A 17453-nucleotide genomic window follows, 5' to 3' on the forward strand; every position below is an offset into this window, starting at 1 on the left:
TCAGCCCTTTATCGCCGCCTCGATGGCGGCCACGTCGATCTTGCGCATGGTCATCATCGCCTCGAACGCGCGTTTGGCCACCGCCGGGTCCTTGCTGGTCACCGCCTGGCTGAGGATGCGCGGGGTGATCTGCCAGGAAATGCCCCACTTGTCGCGGCACCAGCCGCAGGCGCTTTCCTGGCCGCCATTGCCGACGATGGCATTCCACAGGCGGTCGGTCTCGGCCTGGTCGTCGGTGGCGACCTGGAACGAGAATGCTTCGCTGTGCTTGAAGGCCGGGCCGCCATTGAGGCCGATGCAGGCGATGCCGGCCACGGTGAAGTCCACGGTCAGTACGTCGCCCTGCTTGCCCGAGGGGAAATCGCCGGGGGCATGGTGGACGGCGGTGACCGCGCTGTCCGGGAAGGTGGCCGCGTAGAAAGTGGCCGCCTCCAGCGCGGTGCCGTCGTACCAGAGACAGAGGGTGTTCTTGGCGAGCATGGCGATTCTCCGGGTTCACAGTGGGAGGCGCCCGATTCTAGCCCCGCCGGCGTTACGCGCCGGTGCTGCCTGCCCCGCGCCGGATGCTCACGGCCGGGCGCGCAGCAGCGCCAGCCCGAAACCGATGAAGATGGTGCCGACCACGCGGTCGAACACCTTGCGCAGCCCCGGGCGCGACAGATACCCGGCCAGGCTGTGGCCGCCGGCGGCGTAGATGGCGTACCAGAACATTTCCATCACCGCGAAGGTGGCCACCAGCACCACGAACTGCGGCGCCTGCGGCTGGCCGAGGTCGACGAACTGCGGCAGGAAGGCCGAGGCGAACAGCAGCAATTTGGGGTTGCTGATGCCGATGATGAAGCCATCGCGGAACAGCACCCGCCATGAGCGCGAGGCCAGGCTGCCGGTGTTGCCCACATCCAGCGGCGCATCCCCGCCGCGCCAGGCCTTGATACCCAGGTAGACCAGGTAGGCCACGCCGGCATAGCGCAGCACATCGAACACCAGCGGCGAGGCCTTGAGTACCGCGCCCAGGCCGGCGGCGGAGATGGCCAGGGCCAGCACCAGCGCGGTCAGGCAGCCGGCCATGGCCGCCACGCTGCGGCGGAACCCGACCTGCACGCTGCGGGTCATCACATGCAGCATGTTCGGGCCCGGCGTGCCGCACAGGATGAACACGGTGACGGCGTAGATCCACCAGGTATGCAGGTTCATGACAATCGTTCGACAGGAAAGGGGAGCGCCGGCCGCTGGCCGGCCCCGCAATAATGCCGCAATGCTGCCCCGGCGGCCCAGCATTGGTTACAGCCACGACCGGCTGAAACGAACGGGGCGCCTGATGGGCGCCCCGTTCGGGTCACGCCGGGTTTACCGCCCCGTTAGAACCGCAGGTCCGCGCGCAGGTACCAGTAGCGGCCGCGCGGGATGTCGTAGGTCGAGGCGTCGTAGCCGTTCAACGAGCACGACAGGCAGATTGGCGGATCCTTGTCGAACACGTTGTTCAAGCCGGCGCTGAGTTGCAGGCCCTTCATCCAGTCGACCTTGTAGCCCACCTGCATGTCGTGGAAGGTGGTGGCCTCCAGTTTATTGGTGCCCTCGGCCTGGTTGCTGCAGACCGGGAAGGCCGCCGCATCGCCGCACTCCTCGGTCAGCTCGGAAATGTGGCGCACCGTCCACGATGCGTTCCAGTTGGCCAGGGTCCAGCTCAGGGTGGCGTTGCTGGTCCATTCCGGGATCGAGCTGTCGGCCACTTCCACGCCGGGCTCCTGCGGCTGCTTCTGCCCGGCCGCGCCGACGGCCTCGTAGCGGCCGACGAAGGTGTTCTGCCAACCCAGCTTGAACTGGCCGGCCCGGGTCTGCGGCAGCGTCCAGAACAGGTCCACGTCCCAGCCATCGGTCTTGATCGAGCCCAGGTTGGTCAGCCGGTTGTTGAAGCTGCTGACCGCACCGGTGGAGGCGCGGGTGATGCCGGCGCAGTACAGCGGGTCCAGGGTGTCCACGCACAGGTCGAGCTGGGTCTGTGCGTTGATCGCCTGGATCGCCCCGTCGATGGCGTGGCGGTAGAAGGTCACCTCCACATCGAAGCGATCGGACCAACTGGCGTCGGTGCCGAACCACGGGCTCCAGACGAAGCCGGCGCTGAAGCTGCGCGAGCGTTCCGGGTCCAGTTCGCTGTTGCCGCCGGTGGTCACCGAGATCTGCGAGTTGGCCTGCTGGAAGCCGGTCGGTACGCCCAGCGCCGCGCAGTTGGCCGCATTGCCGCGCGGTGGGGTGCCGCCCAAGCCGACCGAGCAGGGGTCGAACAACTGCAGGTCCGCGCGCGCGGCCGACCCGTACAGTTCACCGATCGACGGCGCACGGAAGCCCTCGGCATAGCTGGTGCGCAGCACGAAGTCGTTGGTGACCTGCCAGCGCAGGCCGTACTTGGGGGTGAACTCGCCGCCAAAGGTGGAGTAGTCCGAATAGCGCCCGGCCAGGCTCAGGTCGAGCTTTTCGCCGAGCGCGCTCTTGGCGAAGATCGGGATGCTCAACTCCAGGTAGGCCTCGTTGACGTCGTACGAACCGGAGGTGGGCAGCGACGGCACGCCGTTGTAGTGGCCGATCACGGTGAGCGGATCGGGCTGGTAGCGGCCTTCGTACTTGCGGTGCTCGACACCGGTGGCGAAGGCGACCGGGCCGGCCGGCAGGGTGAACAGCTCGCTGCTCAGGTTGGCGGTGAACAGGCTCAGTTCGTTCTGGCTGCGGTCGCGCACCACCGGCTGGATCCAGCGCAGCATGTCCGGGGTGATCGAGCCGGCCCCGCCGAAGATGTTGAGCGGCACGCAGCCGGGCGTGGCCGCGCACACGGCCGGGTCACCCAGCGCCATGTTGATCTTGTAGATGTCGTAGCTGCCGTGGTTGGTCTGCTCGGCCTTGTTCTTGCTGTACATGCCGTTGACGTCCCAGAACCAGCTGCGGCTGCCGGCCTCGAACTGGCCGACCAGGCCGGTGGCGAAGTACTGGGTATTGACCTCCTGCTTGAACACGCGCGGGCCGCCCTCCACCGGGCGCCGGCCGATCAGGCTCATGTTGCCCGAGGACACCAGGTCGAAGCCGAACGGGTTGTACGGGTTCAGCGCGGACACCACGATGTTGTCGGCCAGCGGGTTGCCGGTGGCGCCGTCGGGGCCGAAGAACAACGGTTCGGGGCCGGCCTGATTGGTGGATTCGCGACGGTTGCCCAGCGCCTTGATGTACCACTGGATGTTGTCGGTGATGTCGAAGCGGAACTGGCCGAAGATGCCCTTGCGTTCGGAAGGAGTGAGCAGCAGGTTGTACTCGGCGAAGTTGAAGCGGTCGGCCGAGGTGAAGCAGTGGTAGTCGTCGCTGCGGTCGCAGCCGGCACTGCCGTCATAGCGCGGATTGTTCACTCCGCTGTTGGGCACGATGTCCTGTTCGGCGCCGGTGTTGGGGTCGACGAAGGCGAAGCGGCCCTGCGGGATACCACCGCTGCCGAACGCCAGCCCGGTGCCCGGGATCGGGAAGCGCGACTGCTCGCGGGTGTTGGCATACACCGGGTCCTGCTTCACCCAGCTGCCGCCGAGGAACAGGCTGTAGCGGTCTCCGCTGGTGCCCCAGGCCAGGTCCACGCCCTTCTGTGCGCCGTCGCCGGTACCGTACTGGCCGTAGTTCATGGTCACCTGCGCGCCATCGAACTGGCGCCGGGTGATGATGTTGACCACCCCTGCGATCGCGTCGGAGCCATACAGCGAGGACGCGCCGTCTTCCAGCACTTCGATGCGCTCGACGATCGCCAGCGGAATGGTGTTCAGATCGGTGGCCGCGCCCACCCCGGAAGCCGAGGATTCGTTGACCCAGCGGATGCCATCGACCAGCACCAGCACGCGCTTGGCACCGAGGTGGCGCAGGTCGACCTGGGCCGAGCCTGCGCCGACGCCGCTGCCGTCGGGCGGGAAGCCGAAGTTGCCCGAGGAGTTGAACTTGGCGTTCAACGCCGAACCGGAACCGGTCAATTGCTGCAGCACCTCGCCGATCGAGTTCAGGCCGGTGCGTTCGATCTCGGTGCGGCTCAGGGTCTGGATCGGCACCTGGCCTTCCATCTCGGCCCGCTTGATCCGCGAACCGGTGACCTCGACCCGGTCCAGCTCGGTCGTGGTGCGGGGTGTTTCCTGGGCGCCGGCCAATGCCGGGACAGCCAACAACAGGCACAGCGATACGGCAACCGCCAGCGGGCGGTGGTGCAGGTCGTTCATTCGCTCTCTCCACAAAGGAATGTTGGGCTGGGGCTGCCGCAGCCCCTGCACGGCGGCAGCGTTTCCTTTGTAAACAAACTGTAAAAGTGAAGACGTGACCGTTGCCGCGCTTTCACCTGACTACGACAAGTCCGAATAGGCGAAAGCCAGGCGCCGCAATGCAGAACGCCCCGGCATTCCGGGGCGTTCTGCGTCACGCTCGTCGGTGAAGTGGCCTATTGAACGAAGGCGATGCGGTCCATATGCGCATTGCTGGCCGCCGCCAGGATCCTGGCTGTCACTTCGTACTCCGAGCCCGGATCGGTGCGGATGCGCAACTCGGGCAGGTTGCCGGCATGGGCCTGTTCGTGCAGGCGCGTCTAGAAAGCCTATCCATCATCACTTCGACCAACGTCAATCCATTTTTCTCATGCGAAGAGACATCGAGCGCATCCGGATTGATGCAGACCTGTAGACGTTTCAAATGTTTTAGGACTCCAGTCAAGTCTATGGATCTGAGCAACGAGTCAAGGATTTCCGCCGAAAAACGTCGCATACAAACACTTCCGACAATGACGGATAACAGGAGAATAAATATGCCATGCAAACTAAAAATTGCATTGATTGTAGCTATCGGCGCAGCCATAAGCCTGACCGGTCTCATTGACGACGCGCGAGCGGGCGGGCTGATCGAATGCAATCATTGCGCGTCACCCAAAGATGCCGCGATCCTGTCAGGGGCCGGCTTGACGGTTATCGTCGATTTTGAAAGCGTCAAACTTAGTGCGTTCGATGTCGAGTACGACCGTGAACTAAGAAAGTGGAGGGCCGTGCCGACCCCCGTTCCCACACAGATTCAGCAAGCGTTCTACCGAATCATTGAAGCAACCATCAATCAACCACAGCAAACCGAAAAAACTGCGGCGCGCTCGGGCGGAGGGCCCGTCGTCAACATTCACCCGGACAATCCTGGCAGCTCAAACGGACTCAGATTTCCGGAGGCATACAAAAATTCGAACACCTTCGACATAGTCGAATCAGCAACATTGCGCACCCGTCTTGGCCAGCACCTTGCAACAGAGCTGTCAGGAGCCAACACCGGCAGCCCAAACTGGAACAACCTGGCGCTTTCCATTCAACAAGCGGCACTCAACTGGTCCAGCCTGAAAGGCGGTGGAACCATCACGATAATAATAAACTGGCGGGATGGGTCCAGAACAATATACAAAATTACCGCCGACAATGTTGCGGAAGCCCGCTACGTCAAGGGTGAAAGCCGGGACAGCACCGGAAACAAGGTGCCAGATGAGTCCATTGCGGACCCAGCTACGGCGCCAACCTATGCCGGAGCTTATTATTTCGGTAGACCAAATGATATGGAACGCTGGATCAACTCTGCCCGACAATATGGCGTTCCCATCACCGGGGCGACGTCAGGCCAGAGCCGGATGTCCTGTTCATGGGATGGACGGACCGTAACCTGCATGGCCAGATAGCCCATGTCCCCACATGCAACAAGCACCTGTGATCGACAATTCGATGTAAATGGCGCTACAGCCTCGCCCTCGCTGCCATGGTCCCGGGGATCTCGTCAGGCAAAATCAAGAAGAGCGGACTGGCAAGCAGTACCGCTCTTCTTGCATCGGCGGCACCTATTGAACGAAGGCGATGCGGTCCATATGCGCATTGCTGGCCGCCGCCAGGATCCTGGCTGTCACTTCGTACTCCGAGCCCGGATCGGTGCGGATGCGCAACTCGGGCAAGTTGCCGGCATGGGCCTGCGCCTGTTCGTGCAGGCGCGCCTGCAGTGCAGCGACCGGCATCGCCTGTCCGTTCCAGCTGAGCTGGTTGGATGCATCCACGCGCAGTTCGATCGGTGGCGGTGGTTCGATGGGCGGCACCACGGTGGTGGTCCGTTGCGGCAGGTTGACCGGGATGGGCATGGACACCATCGGGGCGGTCACGATGAAGATGATCAACAACACCAGCATCACATCGACCAACGGGGTGACGTTGATCTGCGCCAGTGGTCCAGAGGTCCCTGCTGCACTGAATGCCATGGTCTGCTCCTTCCCTGGGGCCGGTTGCCCCATGGCCGAGACTACGCCGGCGCCGGCCGCTGCCGGGTGCCCGCTGGGCATCCGTTCATCATCGAGTCGGCTTGCCCTCACCGCCGTTCACGCCGCGCCGTTATGCTTTCGCCATGAATCGACTTTCCCTGCTTCTTCTCAGCTCCGCCGTCCTGCTGGCCTGCACCGGCGCCGGTGCCGATGCCGGCGCGCAGAGCCTGGATGCGCAGCGCGCGCAGCTCAAGGCCGCCATCGACAACGCCGAGCGCGGCCAGTTCGACCCGGCCCAGGCCGCCGCGCTGGCCAGGCACCCGCTGTATGGCTGGCTGGAGTACGCCAACCTGCGCCGCAACATCGACACCGTCGGTACCGCGCAGGCCCAGGCGTTCCTGAAGCGCTACAACGGCCAGGCGGTGGCCGCCAGTTTCCGCAGCGCCTGGCTGCCGGCGCTGGCCCGTCGCCAGGATTGGCCGACCCTGCTTGCCAACTGGGCGCCCACCGACAACGTCGGCCTGCGCTGCGCCCAGCTCAATGCACGCCAGGCCACCGGCAAGGCCGATGCGCAGTGGACCAGCGAGGCCCAGGCGATCTGGCGCAGCACCGGCAAGTCCCTGCCCGATGCGTGCGATGCGGTGTTCGCCGTGCTCGATGCCAAGGGCGGCCTGAGCGCCGACCTGCGCTGGGCCCGTATCGATGCGGCCGCCGACGAACAGCAGCCGGCGGTGATGCGCAGCGCCGCGCGCGGCCTGCCCGCCGCCGACCTGGCCCTGGCCAACACCTACGCCGCCTTCGTCGACAAACCCAATGCCAGCGCCTTGAACTGGCCACGCAATGAACGCAGCCGGCGCATCGCCACCGACGGCCTGGCCAAGCTGGCCAAGGCCGACCCGGCCGCCACCGAGCAGCAGCTGCCGCAGTACGCCAACGCGCTGCAGCTGAGCGCCGCCCAGCAGGCGCAGGTGCTGTACCAGGTGGCGCTGTGGACGGTGGCCTCGTACGGCCCCGAATCGGCGCGCCGTCTCAACGCGGTGCCCGATTCGGCCTACGACGAGCGCCTGCACGAATGGCGCGCGCGCGAAGCGATGTCGCGCGGCGACTGGCCGCAGGCGCTGGCCGCGATCCGCAAGATGGGCCCGACCCAGCGCAGCGACTCGCGCTGGCGCTACTTCGAGGCCCGCATGCTGGAGAAAACCGGCAAGCGCAACGAAGCCCAGCCGCTGTACCGCGAGGCGGCTCGCGCGGCCACTTTCCATGGCTTCCTGGCCGCCGACCAGCTCGGCCAGTCCACCTACACGCTGTGCCCGTGGGAACCCAACGACAGCGCCCAGGCGCAGGCGGCGGTGGCGCGCGACCCGGCCATCGTGCGCGCGATGGAACTGTTCAAGATCGAACGCGCCGGCTGGGCCGTGGCCGAGTGGAATGACGCCCTGAGCCGCTACGACACCACCCAGCGCCGCATCGCGGTGGAAGTGGCGCGCGACAACGGCTGGTTCGACCGCGCGGTGTTCTCGCTGGGCAAGACCCCCGACGAACAGCGCCTGTACGCGCTGCGCTTCCCGCTGCACCACGACGATGCGATCCGCCGCGAATCGGCCCGCAACGCGATCGACCCGGCCTGGGTGGCCGCCGAGATCCGCGCCGAGAGCACGTTCAATCCCAAGGCGCGCTCGCCGGCCAACGCGATGGGCCTGATGCAGGTCCTGCCGGCCACCGGCGCCGGCGTGGCCAGGTCGATCGGTCTGACCAACTATGGCGGCGCGGCCAGCCTGTACGACCCGGACACCAATATCGCCATCGGCACCGCCTACCTGCGCCAGCTGATGAACAAGTACGAGGGCCTGCCCTACGTGACCATCGCCGCCTACAACGCCGGGCCCACCCCGACCGCACGCTGGCAGTCGCAGCGCCCCGGCTTCGACCCGGACATCTGGATCGAGACCATCAGCTACAAGGAAACCCGCGAGTACGTGGCGCGGATCCTGGCCTTCAGCGTGATCTACGACTGGCGCTTGAACGGCGACGCCTTGCCGGTAACCGACCGCATGAACGGGCGGCTGCAGGCCAAGCGCAAGAGCTTCAGCTGCACGGCCAGCGCGGACAAAGGCGGGGATTGAAGCGCCCATGACCCTGCTGGCGTGGTGCGCCCTGTTTGCCGGCTGGAGCCTGCTGGCGCTGTGGGTGCTGCGCTGGGGCGGCGCAGACTGGCTGGAGGGCTGGAAGTCGCTGCCCTTCATCGACAGCTGGGGCACGCGCTGGGATGCGGCCCAGATCAAGCTGTATTTCCTCTGCCTGTGGCTGGTCTACGCCGTATGGTTCATCGCCGGCCTGCTGGTACCGCAATGGCGGGGCCTGCCCTGACTGCGGCATGATGCGCGGCATGAAGATCTATCTGGTTGGCGGCGCCGTGCGTGACCGCCTGTTGCAACGCCCCCCCGGCGACCGCGACTGGGTGGTGGTGGGTGCCACCCAGGCGCAGATGGAAGCGCAGGGCTACAAGGCGGTGGGCCGCGATTTCCCGGTATTCCTGCACCCCGATACCGGCGAGGAATATGCGCTGGCGCGCACCGAGCGCAAGTCCGGGCGCGGCTATCGTGGCTTCGTGGTCGATGCCGACCCGTCGGTGACGCTGGAGGAAGACCTGCAGCGCCGCGACTTCACCATCAACGCGATCGCCTGCGATGAGGCCAGCGGGGCGCTGGTGGACCCGTATGGCGGCGTGCGCGATATCCAGCAGCGGGTGTTGCGCCATGTCGGCCCGGCCTTCGTCGAGGACCCGTTGCGGGTGCTGCGCGCGGCCCGCTTCATGGCGCGCCTGGCGCCACTGGGTTTCAGCGTGGCGCCGGAAACGATGGCGCTGATGCGCCAGATCGCCGCCAGCGGCGAACTGGATGCGCTGGTCCCCGAACGGGTCTGGCAGGAACTGCGCCGGGCACTGGCCAGCGCGCAGCCGTCGGCCTTCCTGCGCACCCTGCACGAGGCACACGCGCTCGCGGCGGTGCTGCCCGAGCTGGAGGCGCTGTACGGCGTACCGCAACGGGCCGAGTTCCACCCCGAAGTGGATACCGGCGTGCACCAGGAAATGGTCAGCGACATGGCCGCGCAGCTGGCGCCGGGCGATGACCTGATCGGCTTCGCCGCGCTCACCCACGACCTCGGCAAGGGCCTGACCCCGCCGGCCGAATGGCCGCGCCACCTCATGCACGAGCAGCGCGGCATCGCACCGTTGCATGCCCTGTGCGAGCGCCTGAAAGTGCCGCTGGACCACCGCCAGCTGGCCGAAGCGGTCTGCCGCGACCACCTCAACGTGCACCGTATCGACGAACTGCGCGATGCCACCGTGCTGGAACTGCTGGGCCGCTGCGACGGTTTCCGCCGCCCCGAGCGCATCGCCCGGATCGCGCTGTGCTGCGAAGCCGACAAGCGCGGCCGGCTCGGCTACACCGACAGCGACTACCCGCAAGGCGCCACCTTGAACCGCCTGCACCAGGCCGCCCTGGCCGTGCAGGCCCGCGACCTGGACCTGACCCACCTCAAGGGCCCGGCGGTAGGCCAGGCGCTGGCGCGGGCGCGCACCCAGGCCATACGCGCGGCGCGCTGACGGTGACGCCGCCCGCTGACTGCGCCCTGATGGCCATGCCTTCGCGGGTCTGACTGCGCTGTGGATGTTGCCGGCCAGTGGCCGGCACCCGCTACCAATCCAAACGCAGCCCGATATTGCCCTCCACCACCTTGCGCTCCTTCTGCGCGCTGCTTTCCAGGTCACGGGTGTAGTCGGCCACCGCAAAGGCACTGACGTTGGGATTGAACCGCGCCACCACGCCGACGCCCACTTCCAGCGCGCGCGTGCCCTGCTGGTTGGTGATGCGGTTGCTGTCGAAGTCGATGCGGTCCTCGCCGTCCAGGGTCTGCCAGTAGTTGAGCTTGAAATACGGCTGCCAGCCGTTGCCGGCGATATCGTAGTCGGCGGCCAGGCGCAGGCCGGCGCGGCCGGTCCAGGCGCTGTCGGCATCGAAACGCAGCCGGGCGATGCGATCGGCAGCGTCGTCGATCTCGGTACGTTGCCAGATCACCTGCAACTGCGGTTCCAGCCACCAGGCCGACTGGCCAAGGCGCAGCAGCGGCTTGCCCACTTCCAGCGAGGCGGTGGTGCCATCGCCGTGCACATCGATGCCCAGGCCACGCGCCGATTGGGCGTCGCCGTCGTAGCGGCTGCGCATCACCACCGCATCGAGGTAGCCACCGCGGCTGCCCACGCGGGTCCAGTACAGGCCCACGTGCTTGTCGTCCAGGCGCGTGCGCCCGACCGCGACGTTTTCCCAGCCGATCGCAAACCCGCTGACATTGCCCTGCGCGCGGGTGCGGCCCAGGAACACGCCGAACTGGTCGCGGTGGTTGTCATCGGCCGTGGCATACAGGTCCAGGCCGGCCTGGATGCCCTGCACGTCGCCGTCGAAACCGGGCTGCGCATCGCCTTCCCAATGCTGCTCATGGCTCTGCCCGACCAGCCGCGCCCAGGCCGCGCGGGCGCTGCCCTGCCCGGCCAGCAGCCGCTGCTCGCCCTGGCGTTCGTGGAACGTCCCCAGGCTGGCCAGGCTGGCTTCGCGCAGCAGCGGCGGCACCACCGAATACAGGCCGGTTTCCAGCCGGTACAGCGGAATGATGCCGCCCACCGCCGCGCGTGCACCCGGGCTGGGCGGCCGCGCCAGCGCGCCGGGGACGGCCGCCGCGGCGGTCGGCACCGCCGGCGGCAGGTCCTGGGCCGGCGGCGCCACGGCGGCCGGCGGCGGGGGCGCGGGCGGTGGCGGTGGCTCGGCGGCCAACGGGTCCGGATTCTCCGGGATATCCGCCGACGGCGGCGGTGGCAGCGCGGCCGGCGGCGTGCCGGTGGCGGCCGGCGGGGGCGGCGGTGGGGTCACCGTGGACACGCCCAACGGCGGCGCGGCCGGCGCCGCCGTGGCGCCGTTGACCAGGGTCGAACGCAGATACCAGTTCTCGCCGGTACCGGCACTGACCCCGCCCTTGAACAGGAAATACTCGAAGGCGCCGGCGGCCAGCGGGTTGTACAACGCAAACGCATTCGGCGCGGTGCTGGCGCCATTGATCGCCTGCACCACCAGGATGCCGTCGGCCACGGTGGCCGCGCCGCCGCCACCGACATTGAGGATGCCCACCCCGGTGGTGCCGCTGGCCACGCCGTTGGAGATCACCAGTTTGTCCGACAGCGAGCTGTCATCGCCCAGCACGGTCTGCAGGTACACCGCGGCGTTGTTGCCGACGTAGTTGCCGACGATGGTGAAGCTGTCGCCCACGTTGCCGCCGTTGCTGAGGTCGATGCGGCCGGCGTTGTTGACCGTGGCCAGCTGCGTGGCCGCGAACGGGGCGATGCGGCCGCTGGCATTGCCGCCGAACACCACGCTGGTGGCGTCGATGTTCAGCACGCCGGTGCCGCTGGCGCTGTCGCCCAGGGTCAGGCCGCCATCGAAGGTGAGCTGGGTATCGGTGGCCAGGTTGACCTGTTCCCAGTTGGAAAACCGCGACACGCCATTGGTCTTGACGTTGCTGAAGTCCAGCCGGTCGTTGCCCAGTCCGCCGTCGAAGCCGGGCAAGGCGCCCAGGTGCGCGACGTTGAGATTGCTCAGGCGCGCGCTGTCATCGCCCTCGCCGAAGTCGACCAGGCCATGCACGACGCCACCGCCGCTCCAGTCCATCCGGTCGTTGCCGAAGCTCAGGCGGATCTCGCCGCGCACGGTACCGCCGGTGATGGTGACGCTGTCGTTGCCGCCGCTGACGCTGATGTTGCCGCCGATGTAGCCGTCGGAGAGCACGATGGTGTCGTTGCCGAAGCCGGTCACCAGGTTGCCGTCGATGGTGCCGCCGGACATCAGGAAGGTGTTGTCTTCCAGCTTCATGTTGACCCGGCCGATCCGGCCGCCGGTCATTTCGCCGTAGTCGCCATCGTCGAACGCGCCGACGATCTGCCCGCCGGTCATGCGGAAGCGGTCCAGGCCGTCGCCCTGCAGCAGCGCGCCGAGGGTGCCGCCGGTCATCAGCAGGGTATCGATGCCGTTGCCCTGTTGCACCGTGCCGGTGACGCTGCCACCGCTGATCTCCAGGCTGTCCTGGCCATCGCCCTGGTCGACGCTGTCGATCACCCCGTCGCGTATCACCAGTGTGTCGTTGCCCTCGCCCTGCAGTACACCGCCGCCGATGCTGCCGCCGAGCATGTCCAGGCGATCGTTGCCGGCGCCGAAGACGATGCCGCCGGTGCTGCCGCGGATCACGCCGCGATTGACCACGCTGGTGGCGCCGGTGAGCTGCAGCGCGCGGCCGGCGCTGGCGATGATACTGCCGTCGTTGTTGATCACATGGCCGCTGCCGGCCTGTACGGTGAGCGCATTGCCGCTGGCGATGGCCAGCTGGGCGCCGGCCAGGACGTTGATGGTGGTATTGGAGGCGCCGGCGGCGGTGGTGACCGGCACCGGGTCCGGATTGGGCGCGGCGCTGGAGCAGGTCACGGTCTGGCCCTGGGCGGGCGCCGGGTTGTCGCAGCCGGCCCAGGCCGGCGCGGCCCCGGCCAGCAGCATCGTGCCCAGCGCGCCGCCGCAACCGCGGCGGATCCAGCGCGAAACGTGGTCGGCCAGCACCGTGCGTGCCGGCGATACGAGCATGGGGCGCATACACCAGTCCTGTTCGACGAGAGGGGTACGGCAGAAGTCCGCCATGGCTACGCAGACCGTGGGCCGTACTCTGGCCGGGCAGCGGTGATGATCAGGTCAAAAGTGTGCTGTCCATCGAGCGCGTTGCGGTGTGCAACACGGCAGGCCGGCTCAGATCTTCAAATGAATGTGACGCCGGTCCAGCACCCACACCACGCCCCACCACACTCCGACGAACCCCAGTGCGCACAGCAGCGAGGCCAGCTTCGGCGCGGCCGGCAGCAACGCCGACGCCATCTGGAACAGCCACGTCCAGGCACCACTGGCGATCAGCACCAGCGCCATCGCCCCCGAGCCCAGGTAGGCGGCAATGGCATTGACGCCGAAGCGGCGACCGAGCGCAGGCGCGCCCCAGCGGTCGACCAGCAGATGCGCCAGCAGCAGCGCGGCCACCGACAGGCCACCGGACCACAGCACGAAGCTGGGCGTCCACAGCTGTTTGTTGAACGGCAGCCACGCGGTGGCCAGTGCGCCGGCCAGCAGGCAGGCCACCGCCAGCGCGGCCAGCGCGCCGAGCCGGCGCGCGCGCAGCGCGCCGCCGGCAAGCAGGCCCAGCAGCGTGGAGGCGATCGCCCCGGCGCTGCTGAGCAGGCCTTCGGGATCGTGGCCCAGTCCGGTCAACGGCTGGTACCGGTACAGCAGCGGTGCGAACAGCGCGGTGTCCAGGCGGCTGGCCGGGTTCTGCCAGGGCGCCAGCGAGGCCGCGCCCAGCAGCACCCCGGCATAACCGAACAAAAGCGCGGCCAGCACCAGCCACTGCGCGCGCGCGCGGGTATGGATGGCCAACAGGCCAACCACCGCCACGCACAGCGCGATCCGCTGCAGCACCCCCCACAGCCGGTAGGCCGGCAGTTCCAGCAGCCACCAGGCCAGCAGGTGCAGCAGCGCGCCGGCCACCAGGATGCGCAGCGCGCGCTGCAGCAGGCCGCGCTGCAATGCCGGGCGCGCCGTCGCCGTGCTGGCGCGCGGAACCAGGCTGAAGGCCATCGAGACCCCGGCGATGAACAGGAACAACGGGAAGATCAGATCGGTGGGCGTGAAGCCATGCCAGTCCGCGTGCAGCAGCGGCGCGTAGACGTGGCCCCAGTCGCCGGGATTGTTGACCAGCAGCATCGCCGCCACGGTCAACCCGCGCAGGGCATCGATCGAGCCCATCCGCGCCGCGGCCGGCGCGTTCATGCGTCCTCGCGCTGGCCGGCGATCCAGGTCGCGCGTACCTGCAGCGCGTCGTCGAGCAGGACCAGGTCGGCCTGGTAGCCCACCGCGATCTCGCCCAGGCGGTCGTCCAGGTTGAGGAACTGCGCCGGGTAGCGCGAGGCCATGCGCGCTGCTTCGGCCAAGGGCAGGCCGAGCAGTTGCACGCTGTTGCGTACCGCGGTGGCCATGTCCAGCGCCGAACCGGCCAGCGAACCGGCCGCATTGCGCACCACCCCGTCCACGGCGGTGATCACCTCGCCATACAGTTCATAGCTGGGGCTGTCGGCCCCCACCGGCGGCATCGCATCGGTGACCAGCATGACCTTGCCGCGCGGCTTGGCCGCCAGCGCCACGCGCAGGCTGGCCGGGTGCACGTGCACGCCGTCGGCGATGATGCCCACCCAGCTGTCGCGGTCTTCCAGTGCCGCACCGACCGCACCGGGCTCGCGCCCGGTCAACGGCGACATCGCGTTGTACAGGTGGGTGAAGCCGCGGATGCCGGCATCCAGCCCGGCGCGCGCTTCCTCGTAGCTGGCCGCGGTATGCCCGGCGGCGACGATCACCCCGCGCTCGACCAGCGCGCGGATGCTGTCCAGCGGCACCCGCTCGGGGGCCAGAGTGAGCAGGGTCACGCCATTGTCCAGCGAAGCGGCCAATGCGATCTCCGCCGCATCGGGCACGCGGAAAGTGCTGGCGTCGTGGGTGCCCTTGCGCGACGGGGCGATGTACGGGCCTTCCAGGTGGATGCCGAGCACGCCCGGCACGCCCTGTTCGATCGCTGCGGCGGTGGCAGCGATCGCCCGCCGCATCACCGCGACATCGTCGCTGATCAGGGTCGGCAGCAGGCCGGTGGTACCGAAGCGACGATGCGCGGCGGCCATCCGGCGCAGGCTGTCCACGTCGGGGCTGTTGTTGAACAGCACCCCGCCGCCGCCGTTGACCTGGGCATCGATGAAACCGGGCAGCAACCAGAACCCGCCCAGGTCCACCTGCTCGTCGGCCTGGCCCAGCTGCGGGGCCGCATCGGACACCAGCGCGGTGATCCGGCCCTGTTCGATTACCACCGCCAGGTCGTCGCGGAATTCGTCGCCGGCCAGGATGCGGGCGTTGCGCAGGACGGTTTTCATCAGACGGTTTCCGTCACCTTGTTCAGATGCGGCGGCAGGTCGGGGTTGTGCCCGCGGCGCAGTGCCAGCGCATTGATCGCACGGTAGAAGGCCTGCACGGCCAGCAGCGGTGCGCAGGCCGGGTGCGGCGCCTGCGGCAGTGCCAGGTCGCCATCCACCGCGGCCAGCCAAACCTGCGCGTTGCGCGCGGCGAACTCCCCCAGCACCGCGCGCGTACCGGCGCCGGTTTCATCGGGCTGGGCAAAGCCCAGCACCGGGAAGCCGGGGCCGACCAGCGCCATCGGGCCATGCTTCACTTCGGCCGAGCTGTACGCCTCGGCGTGCAGGCCACAGGTTTCCTTGAACTTCAGTGCCGCTTCCTGCGCCGCGCCCAGGCCCAGGCCGCGGCCGAGCACGAACAGGTTGTGCGCCGGCACCAGGCCGTCGGTGAGCGCCGACCAGTCGCTGTCCCAGGCCTGGCGCAGGGCGTCGGGCAACGCGCGCAATGCCGCGATCAAGGCCGCATCCTGGCTCCAGTACGCCACCAACTGCAGGATCGCCGCCAGCGAGGCCAGGTAGCTCTTGGTGGCCGCCACGCTGCGCTCGGCGCCGGCCCCCAGCGGAATCACCGTGTCGGCCAGCTGCGCCAGCGGCGAGTCTTCCACGTTGACCAGCGCCACCACGCGCGCGCCGGCGGCACGCGCCGCCTCGGCATTGCGCAGCAGGTCCGGGCTCTTGCCCGACTGCGAAATCACGATGTACAGCGCCCCGCGCAGCTTCAACGGCGCTGCGTAGACCGAACCCACCGACGGCGAGGCCGAGGCGGTGACCAGGCCCAGCCGGGTTTCCAGCAGGTACTTGGCGTAGGTCGCCGCATGGTCCGAACTGCCCCGTGCGCAGGTCACCACGAACGGCGGCGGCGCCGCGCGCAGGCTGGCGGCCAGCGTCTCCACCACCGCCTGGTTGCGGGCGAACTGCGCGGCGATCACGTCGGCCGACTGCGCGGCTTCGCGGAACATCAAGGTGTCGTGGGGGGCAGGCAGGGACATGGCGGCTCAGGTGGTTTCGGAAGAAGTGGGCGGGCGGGCGCCCTGCGGGCGCATCGGGGCGGTCGAGCCACGTACCACCAGTTGCGGCACGAAGCCCTGGTTGCGCAGCTGCAGCGGCGCTTCGTCGTAGGCATCGCTGCGCAGCTGGGCGATCAGCAGGCGTGCGGCATGCCGGGCGATGTCCTCGGTGGCCTGCTTGGCGGTGGTCAGCGGCGGCCAGGACTGGCGCGAGAACGGACTGTCCTCGAACCCGGCGATGGACAGGTCGTAGGGCACGTTCATGCCGGCCGACTTGGCCGCGGCCAGCACGCCGGCGGCGATTTCATCGTTGGAACCGAAGATCGCCGTGGGCGGTTCGCGCAGCGCCAGCAAGCGGCGCGCACCGCGGAAACCATCGTCGAAGGTGTAGTCGCCCTGCACCACCAGGTGCTTGTCCACGCTCATGCCGTAATCGCGCAGCGCCGCCTCGTAACCGGCATGGCGCTCCACGCTGGAGCCGTGCGAGCTGCTGCCCCACAGGAAGCCGATGCGCTGGTGGCCAAGCTGGATCAGGTGCTCGGTGACTTCGTAGGCGGCCTCGCGGTCGTCGACGAATACACAGGCGCCGTCCTCCGGGTCGGCGGTGCCCGCCACGATGCGCGCCAGCTTGATCCCGCGCGCGGTCAGCGCCGCCACCAGGTCGCCGCGCTCGGACATCGGCGCGGTCAGTACCAGCCCGGCCAGCCGCGAGCGCTGCACCCAGTCGGCCAGTTCCTCGGCCAGCATCGGCGAACTGGAATCGCAGGGATGGATCTGCAGCCCGAACCCGGTCTCCCGGCACGCGGCGAGCACGCCGTTCTGCATGCCGATGATGTGGTACGGGTTGGGGTTGTCGTAGACCAGCCCGACCACCAGGGTGGTGCCGGTACGCAGGTTGCGCGCGGCCGGATCGGGCTCGTAGTCCAGTTCGGCGATCGCGCGCAGGACCCGGGCGCGGGTGGCCTGCATCACCGAGGGCTCATTGTTGATGACGCGCGAGACGGTCTTCAATGACACCTTGGCCCGTTCGGCGACATCCTTGATGGTCGCTCTGCGCATGGCTTTGTCCTGCAGGTTCCGTGGAGCG

Annotated in this window: 13 protein-coding genes; 4 read left to right on the forward strand and 9 right to left on the reverse strand. The window is 68.2% G+C overall.

The features are described 5' to 3' along the window. From AC3ITM_RS15940 to AC3ITM_RS15950, 3 genes are all read right to left on the reverse strand, one after another. Positions 1-480: a VOC family protein gene (locus AC3ITM_RS15940; protein WP_489266399.1), complete on the reverse strand. Its 480-nt coding sequence runs from the start codon at positions 478-480 to the stop codon at positions 1-3. 87 nt (positions 481-567) lie between these two features. Beyond that, a complete protein-coding gene (locus AC3ITM_RS15945) occupies positions 568-1194 on the reverse strand; it encodes a LysE family translocator (protein WP_489266401.1) in 627 nt (208 codons plus the stop codon). 164 nt (positions 1195-1358) lie between these two features. Continuing rightward, the gene (locus AC3ITM_RS15950; RefSeq protein ID WP_489266403.1) at positions 1359-4232 is read right to left on the reverse strand and encodes a TonB-dependent receptor; all 2874 of its coding nucleotides are present in this window, start codon (positions 4230-4232) and stop codon (positions 1359-1361) included. Positions 4233-4450: 218 nt separating this feature from the next. Here AC3ITM_RS15950 and AC3ITM_RS15955 point away from each other — a divergent pair, with 218 nt between their 5' ends. Beyond that, positions 4451-5707 carry a hypothetical protein gene (locus tag AC3ITM_RS15955; RefSeq protein ID WP_489266405.1) on the forward strand — a complete coding sequence of 419 codons (1257 nt, stop codon included), beginning with the start codon at positions 4451-4453 and terminating at the stop codon, positions 5705-5707. A 156-nt stretch (positions 5708-5863) separates the two neighbouring features. Here AC3ITM_RS15955 and AC3ITM_RS15960 read toward each other — a convergent pair whose 3' ends face one another. Continuing rightward, a complete protein-coding gene (locus AC3ITM_RS15960; RefSeq protein WP_489266407.1) occupies positions 5864-6271 on the reverse strand; it encodes an ExbD/TolR family protein in 408 nt (135 codons plus the stop codon). A gap of 143 nt (positions 6272-6414) precedes the next feature. Here AC3ITM_RS15960 and AC3ITM_RS15965 point away from each other — a divergent pair, with 143 nt between their 5' ends. The 3 genes from AC3ITM_RS15965 to AC3ITM_RS15975 are packed head-to-tail and all read left to right on the forward strand — an operon-like array spanning position 6415 to position 9878. Beyond that, positions 6415-8394 (forward strand): transglycosylase SLT domain-containing protein, encoded by a 1980-nt coding sequence (locus AC3ITM_RS15965; protein WP_489266409.1) that lies wholly within the window; start codon positions 6415-6417, stop codon positions 8392-8394. 7 nt (positions 8395-8401) lie between these two features. Continuing rightward, positions 8402-8638: a hypothetical protein gene (locus AC3ITM_RS15970; protein WP_489266410.1), complete on the forward strand. Its 237-nt coding sequence runs from the start codon at positions 8402-8404 to the stop codon at positions 8636-8638. Positions 8639-8657: 19 nt separating this feature from the next. Next, complete coding sequence (locus AC3ITM_RS15975) at positions 8658-9878, forward strand: multifunctional CCA addition/repair protein (RefSeq protein WP_489266412.1); 1221 nt, start codon at positions 8658-8660, stop codon at positions 9876-9878. A gap of 91 nt (positions 9879-9969) precedes the next feature. On the opposite strand, the gene AC3ITM_RS15980 is transcribed toward AC3ITM_RS15975, so the two are convergent. The 5 genes from AC3ITM_RS15980 to AC3ITM_RS16000 form a co-directional block, all read right to left on the reverse strand. After that, entirely contained in the window at positions 9970-12957 is a 2988-nt protein-coding gene (locus AC3ITM_RS15980; protein WP_489266413.1) for an autotransporter family protein, read from the reverse strand. A gap of 150 nt (positions 12958-13107) precedes the next feature. Beyond that, entirely contained in the window at positions 13108-14175 is a 1068-nt protein-coding gene (locus AC3ITM_RS15985; protein WP_489266415.1) for an acyltransferase family protein, read from the reverse strand. Then, a complete protein-coding gene (nagA, locus tag AC3ITM_RS15990; protein ID WP_489266417.1) occupies positions 14172-15320 on the reverse strand; it encodes an N-acetylglucosamine-6-phosphate deacetylase in 1149 nt (382 codons plus the stop codon). The genes AC3ITM_RS15985 and nagA overlap by 4 nt, the downstream gene beginning before the upstream one ends. Then, positions 15320-16348 (reverse strand): SIS domain-containing protein, encoded by a 1029-nt coding sequence (locus AC3ITM_RS15995; RefSeq protein WP_489266419.1) that lies wholly within the window; start codon positions 16346-16348, stop codon positions 15320-15322. Before AC3ITM_RS15995 ends, nagA begins: the two co-directional genes overlap by 1 nt. A 6-nt stretch (positions 16349-16354) precedes the next feature. Then, the gene (locus tag AC3ITM_RS16000) at positions 16355-17425 is read right to left on the reverse strand and encodes a LacI family DNA-binding transcriptional regulator (protein ID WP_489266421.1); all 1071 of its coding nucleotides are present in this window, start codon (positions 17423-17425) and stop codon (positions 16355-16357) included. Positions 17426-17453 lie beyond the last annotated feature (28 nt).

The sequence above is a fragment of the Stenotrophomonas sp. KH_029 genome, assembly GCF_057839765.1.

What these genes read in the sequence shown, in the direction of transcription:
- AC3ITM_RS15975 (WP_489266412.1), top strand. Translation starts at nt 8,658, where the DNA reads ATGAAGATCTATCTGGTTGGCGGCGCCGTGCGTGACCGCCTGTTGCAA.
- nagA (WP_489266417.1), bottom strand. Translation starts at nt 15,320, where the DNA reads ATGAAAACCGTCCTGCGCAACGCCCGCATCCTGGCCGGCGACGAATTC.
- AC3ITM_RS15945 (WP_489266401.1), bottom strand. Translation starts at nt 1,194, where the DNA reads ATGAACCTGCATACCTGGTGGATCTACGCCGTCACCGTGTTCATCCTG.
- AC3ITM_RS15970 (WP_489266410.1), top strand. Translation starts at nt 8,402, where the DNA reads ATGACCCTGCTGGCGTGGTGCGCCCTGTTTGCCGGCTGGAGCCTGCTG.
- AC3ITM_RS15965 (WP_489266409.1), top strand. Translation starts at nt 6,415, where the DNA reads ATGAATCGACTTTCCCTGCTTCTTCTCAGCTCCGCCGTCCTGCTGGCC.
- AC3ITM_RS15960 (WP_489266407.1), bottom strand. Translation starts at nt 6,271, where the DNA reads ATGGCATTCAGTGCAGCAGGGACCTCTGGACCACTGGCGCAGATCAAC.
- AC3ITM_RS15940 (WP_489266399.1), bottom strand. Translation starts at nt 480, where the DNA reads ATGCTCGCCAAGAACACCCTCTGTCTCTGGTACGACGGCACCGCGCTG.
- AC3ITM_RS15995 (WP_489266419.1), bottom strand. Translation starts at nt 16,348, where the DNA reads ATGTCCCTGCCTGCCCCCCACGACACCTTGATGTTCCGCGAAGCCGCG.
- AC3ITM_RS16000 (WP_489266421.1), bottom strand. Translation starts at nt 17,425, where the DNA reads ATGCGCAGAGCGACCATCAAGGATGTCGCCGAACGGGCCAAGGTGTCA.
- AC3ITM_RS15950 (WP_489266403.1), bottom strand. Translation starts at nt 4,232, where the DNA reads ATGAACGACCTGCACCACCGCCCGCTGGCGGTTGCCGTATCGCTGTGC.
- AC3ITM_RS15980 (WP_489266413.1), bottom strand. Translation starts at nt 12,957, where the DNA reads ATGCGCCCCATGCTCGTATCGCCGGCACGCACGGTGCTGGCCGACCAC.
- AC3ITM_RS15985 (WP_489266415.1), bottom strand. Translation starts at nt 14,175, where the DNA reads ATGAACGCGCCGGCCGCGGCGCGGATGGGCTCGATCGATGCCCTGCGC.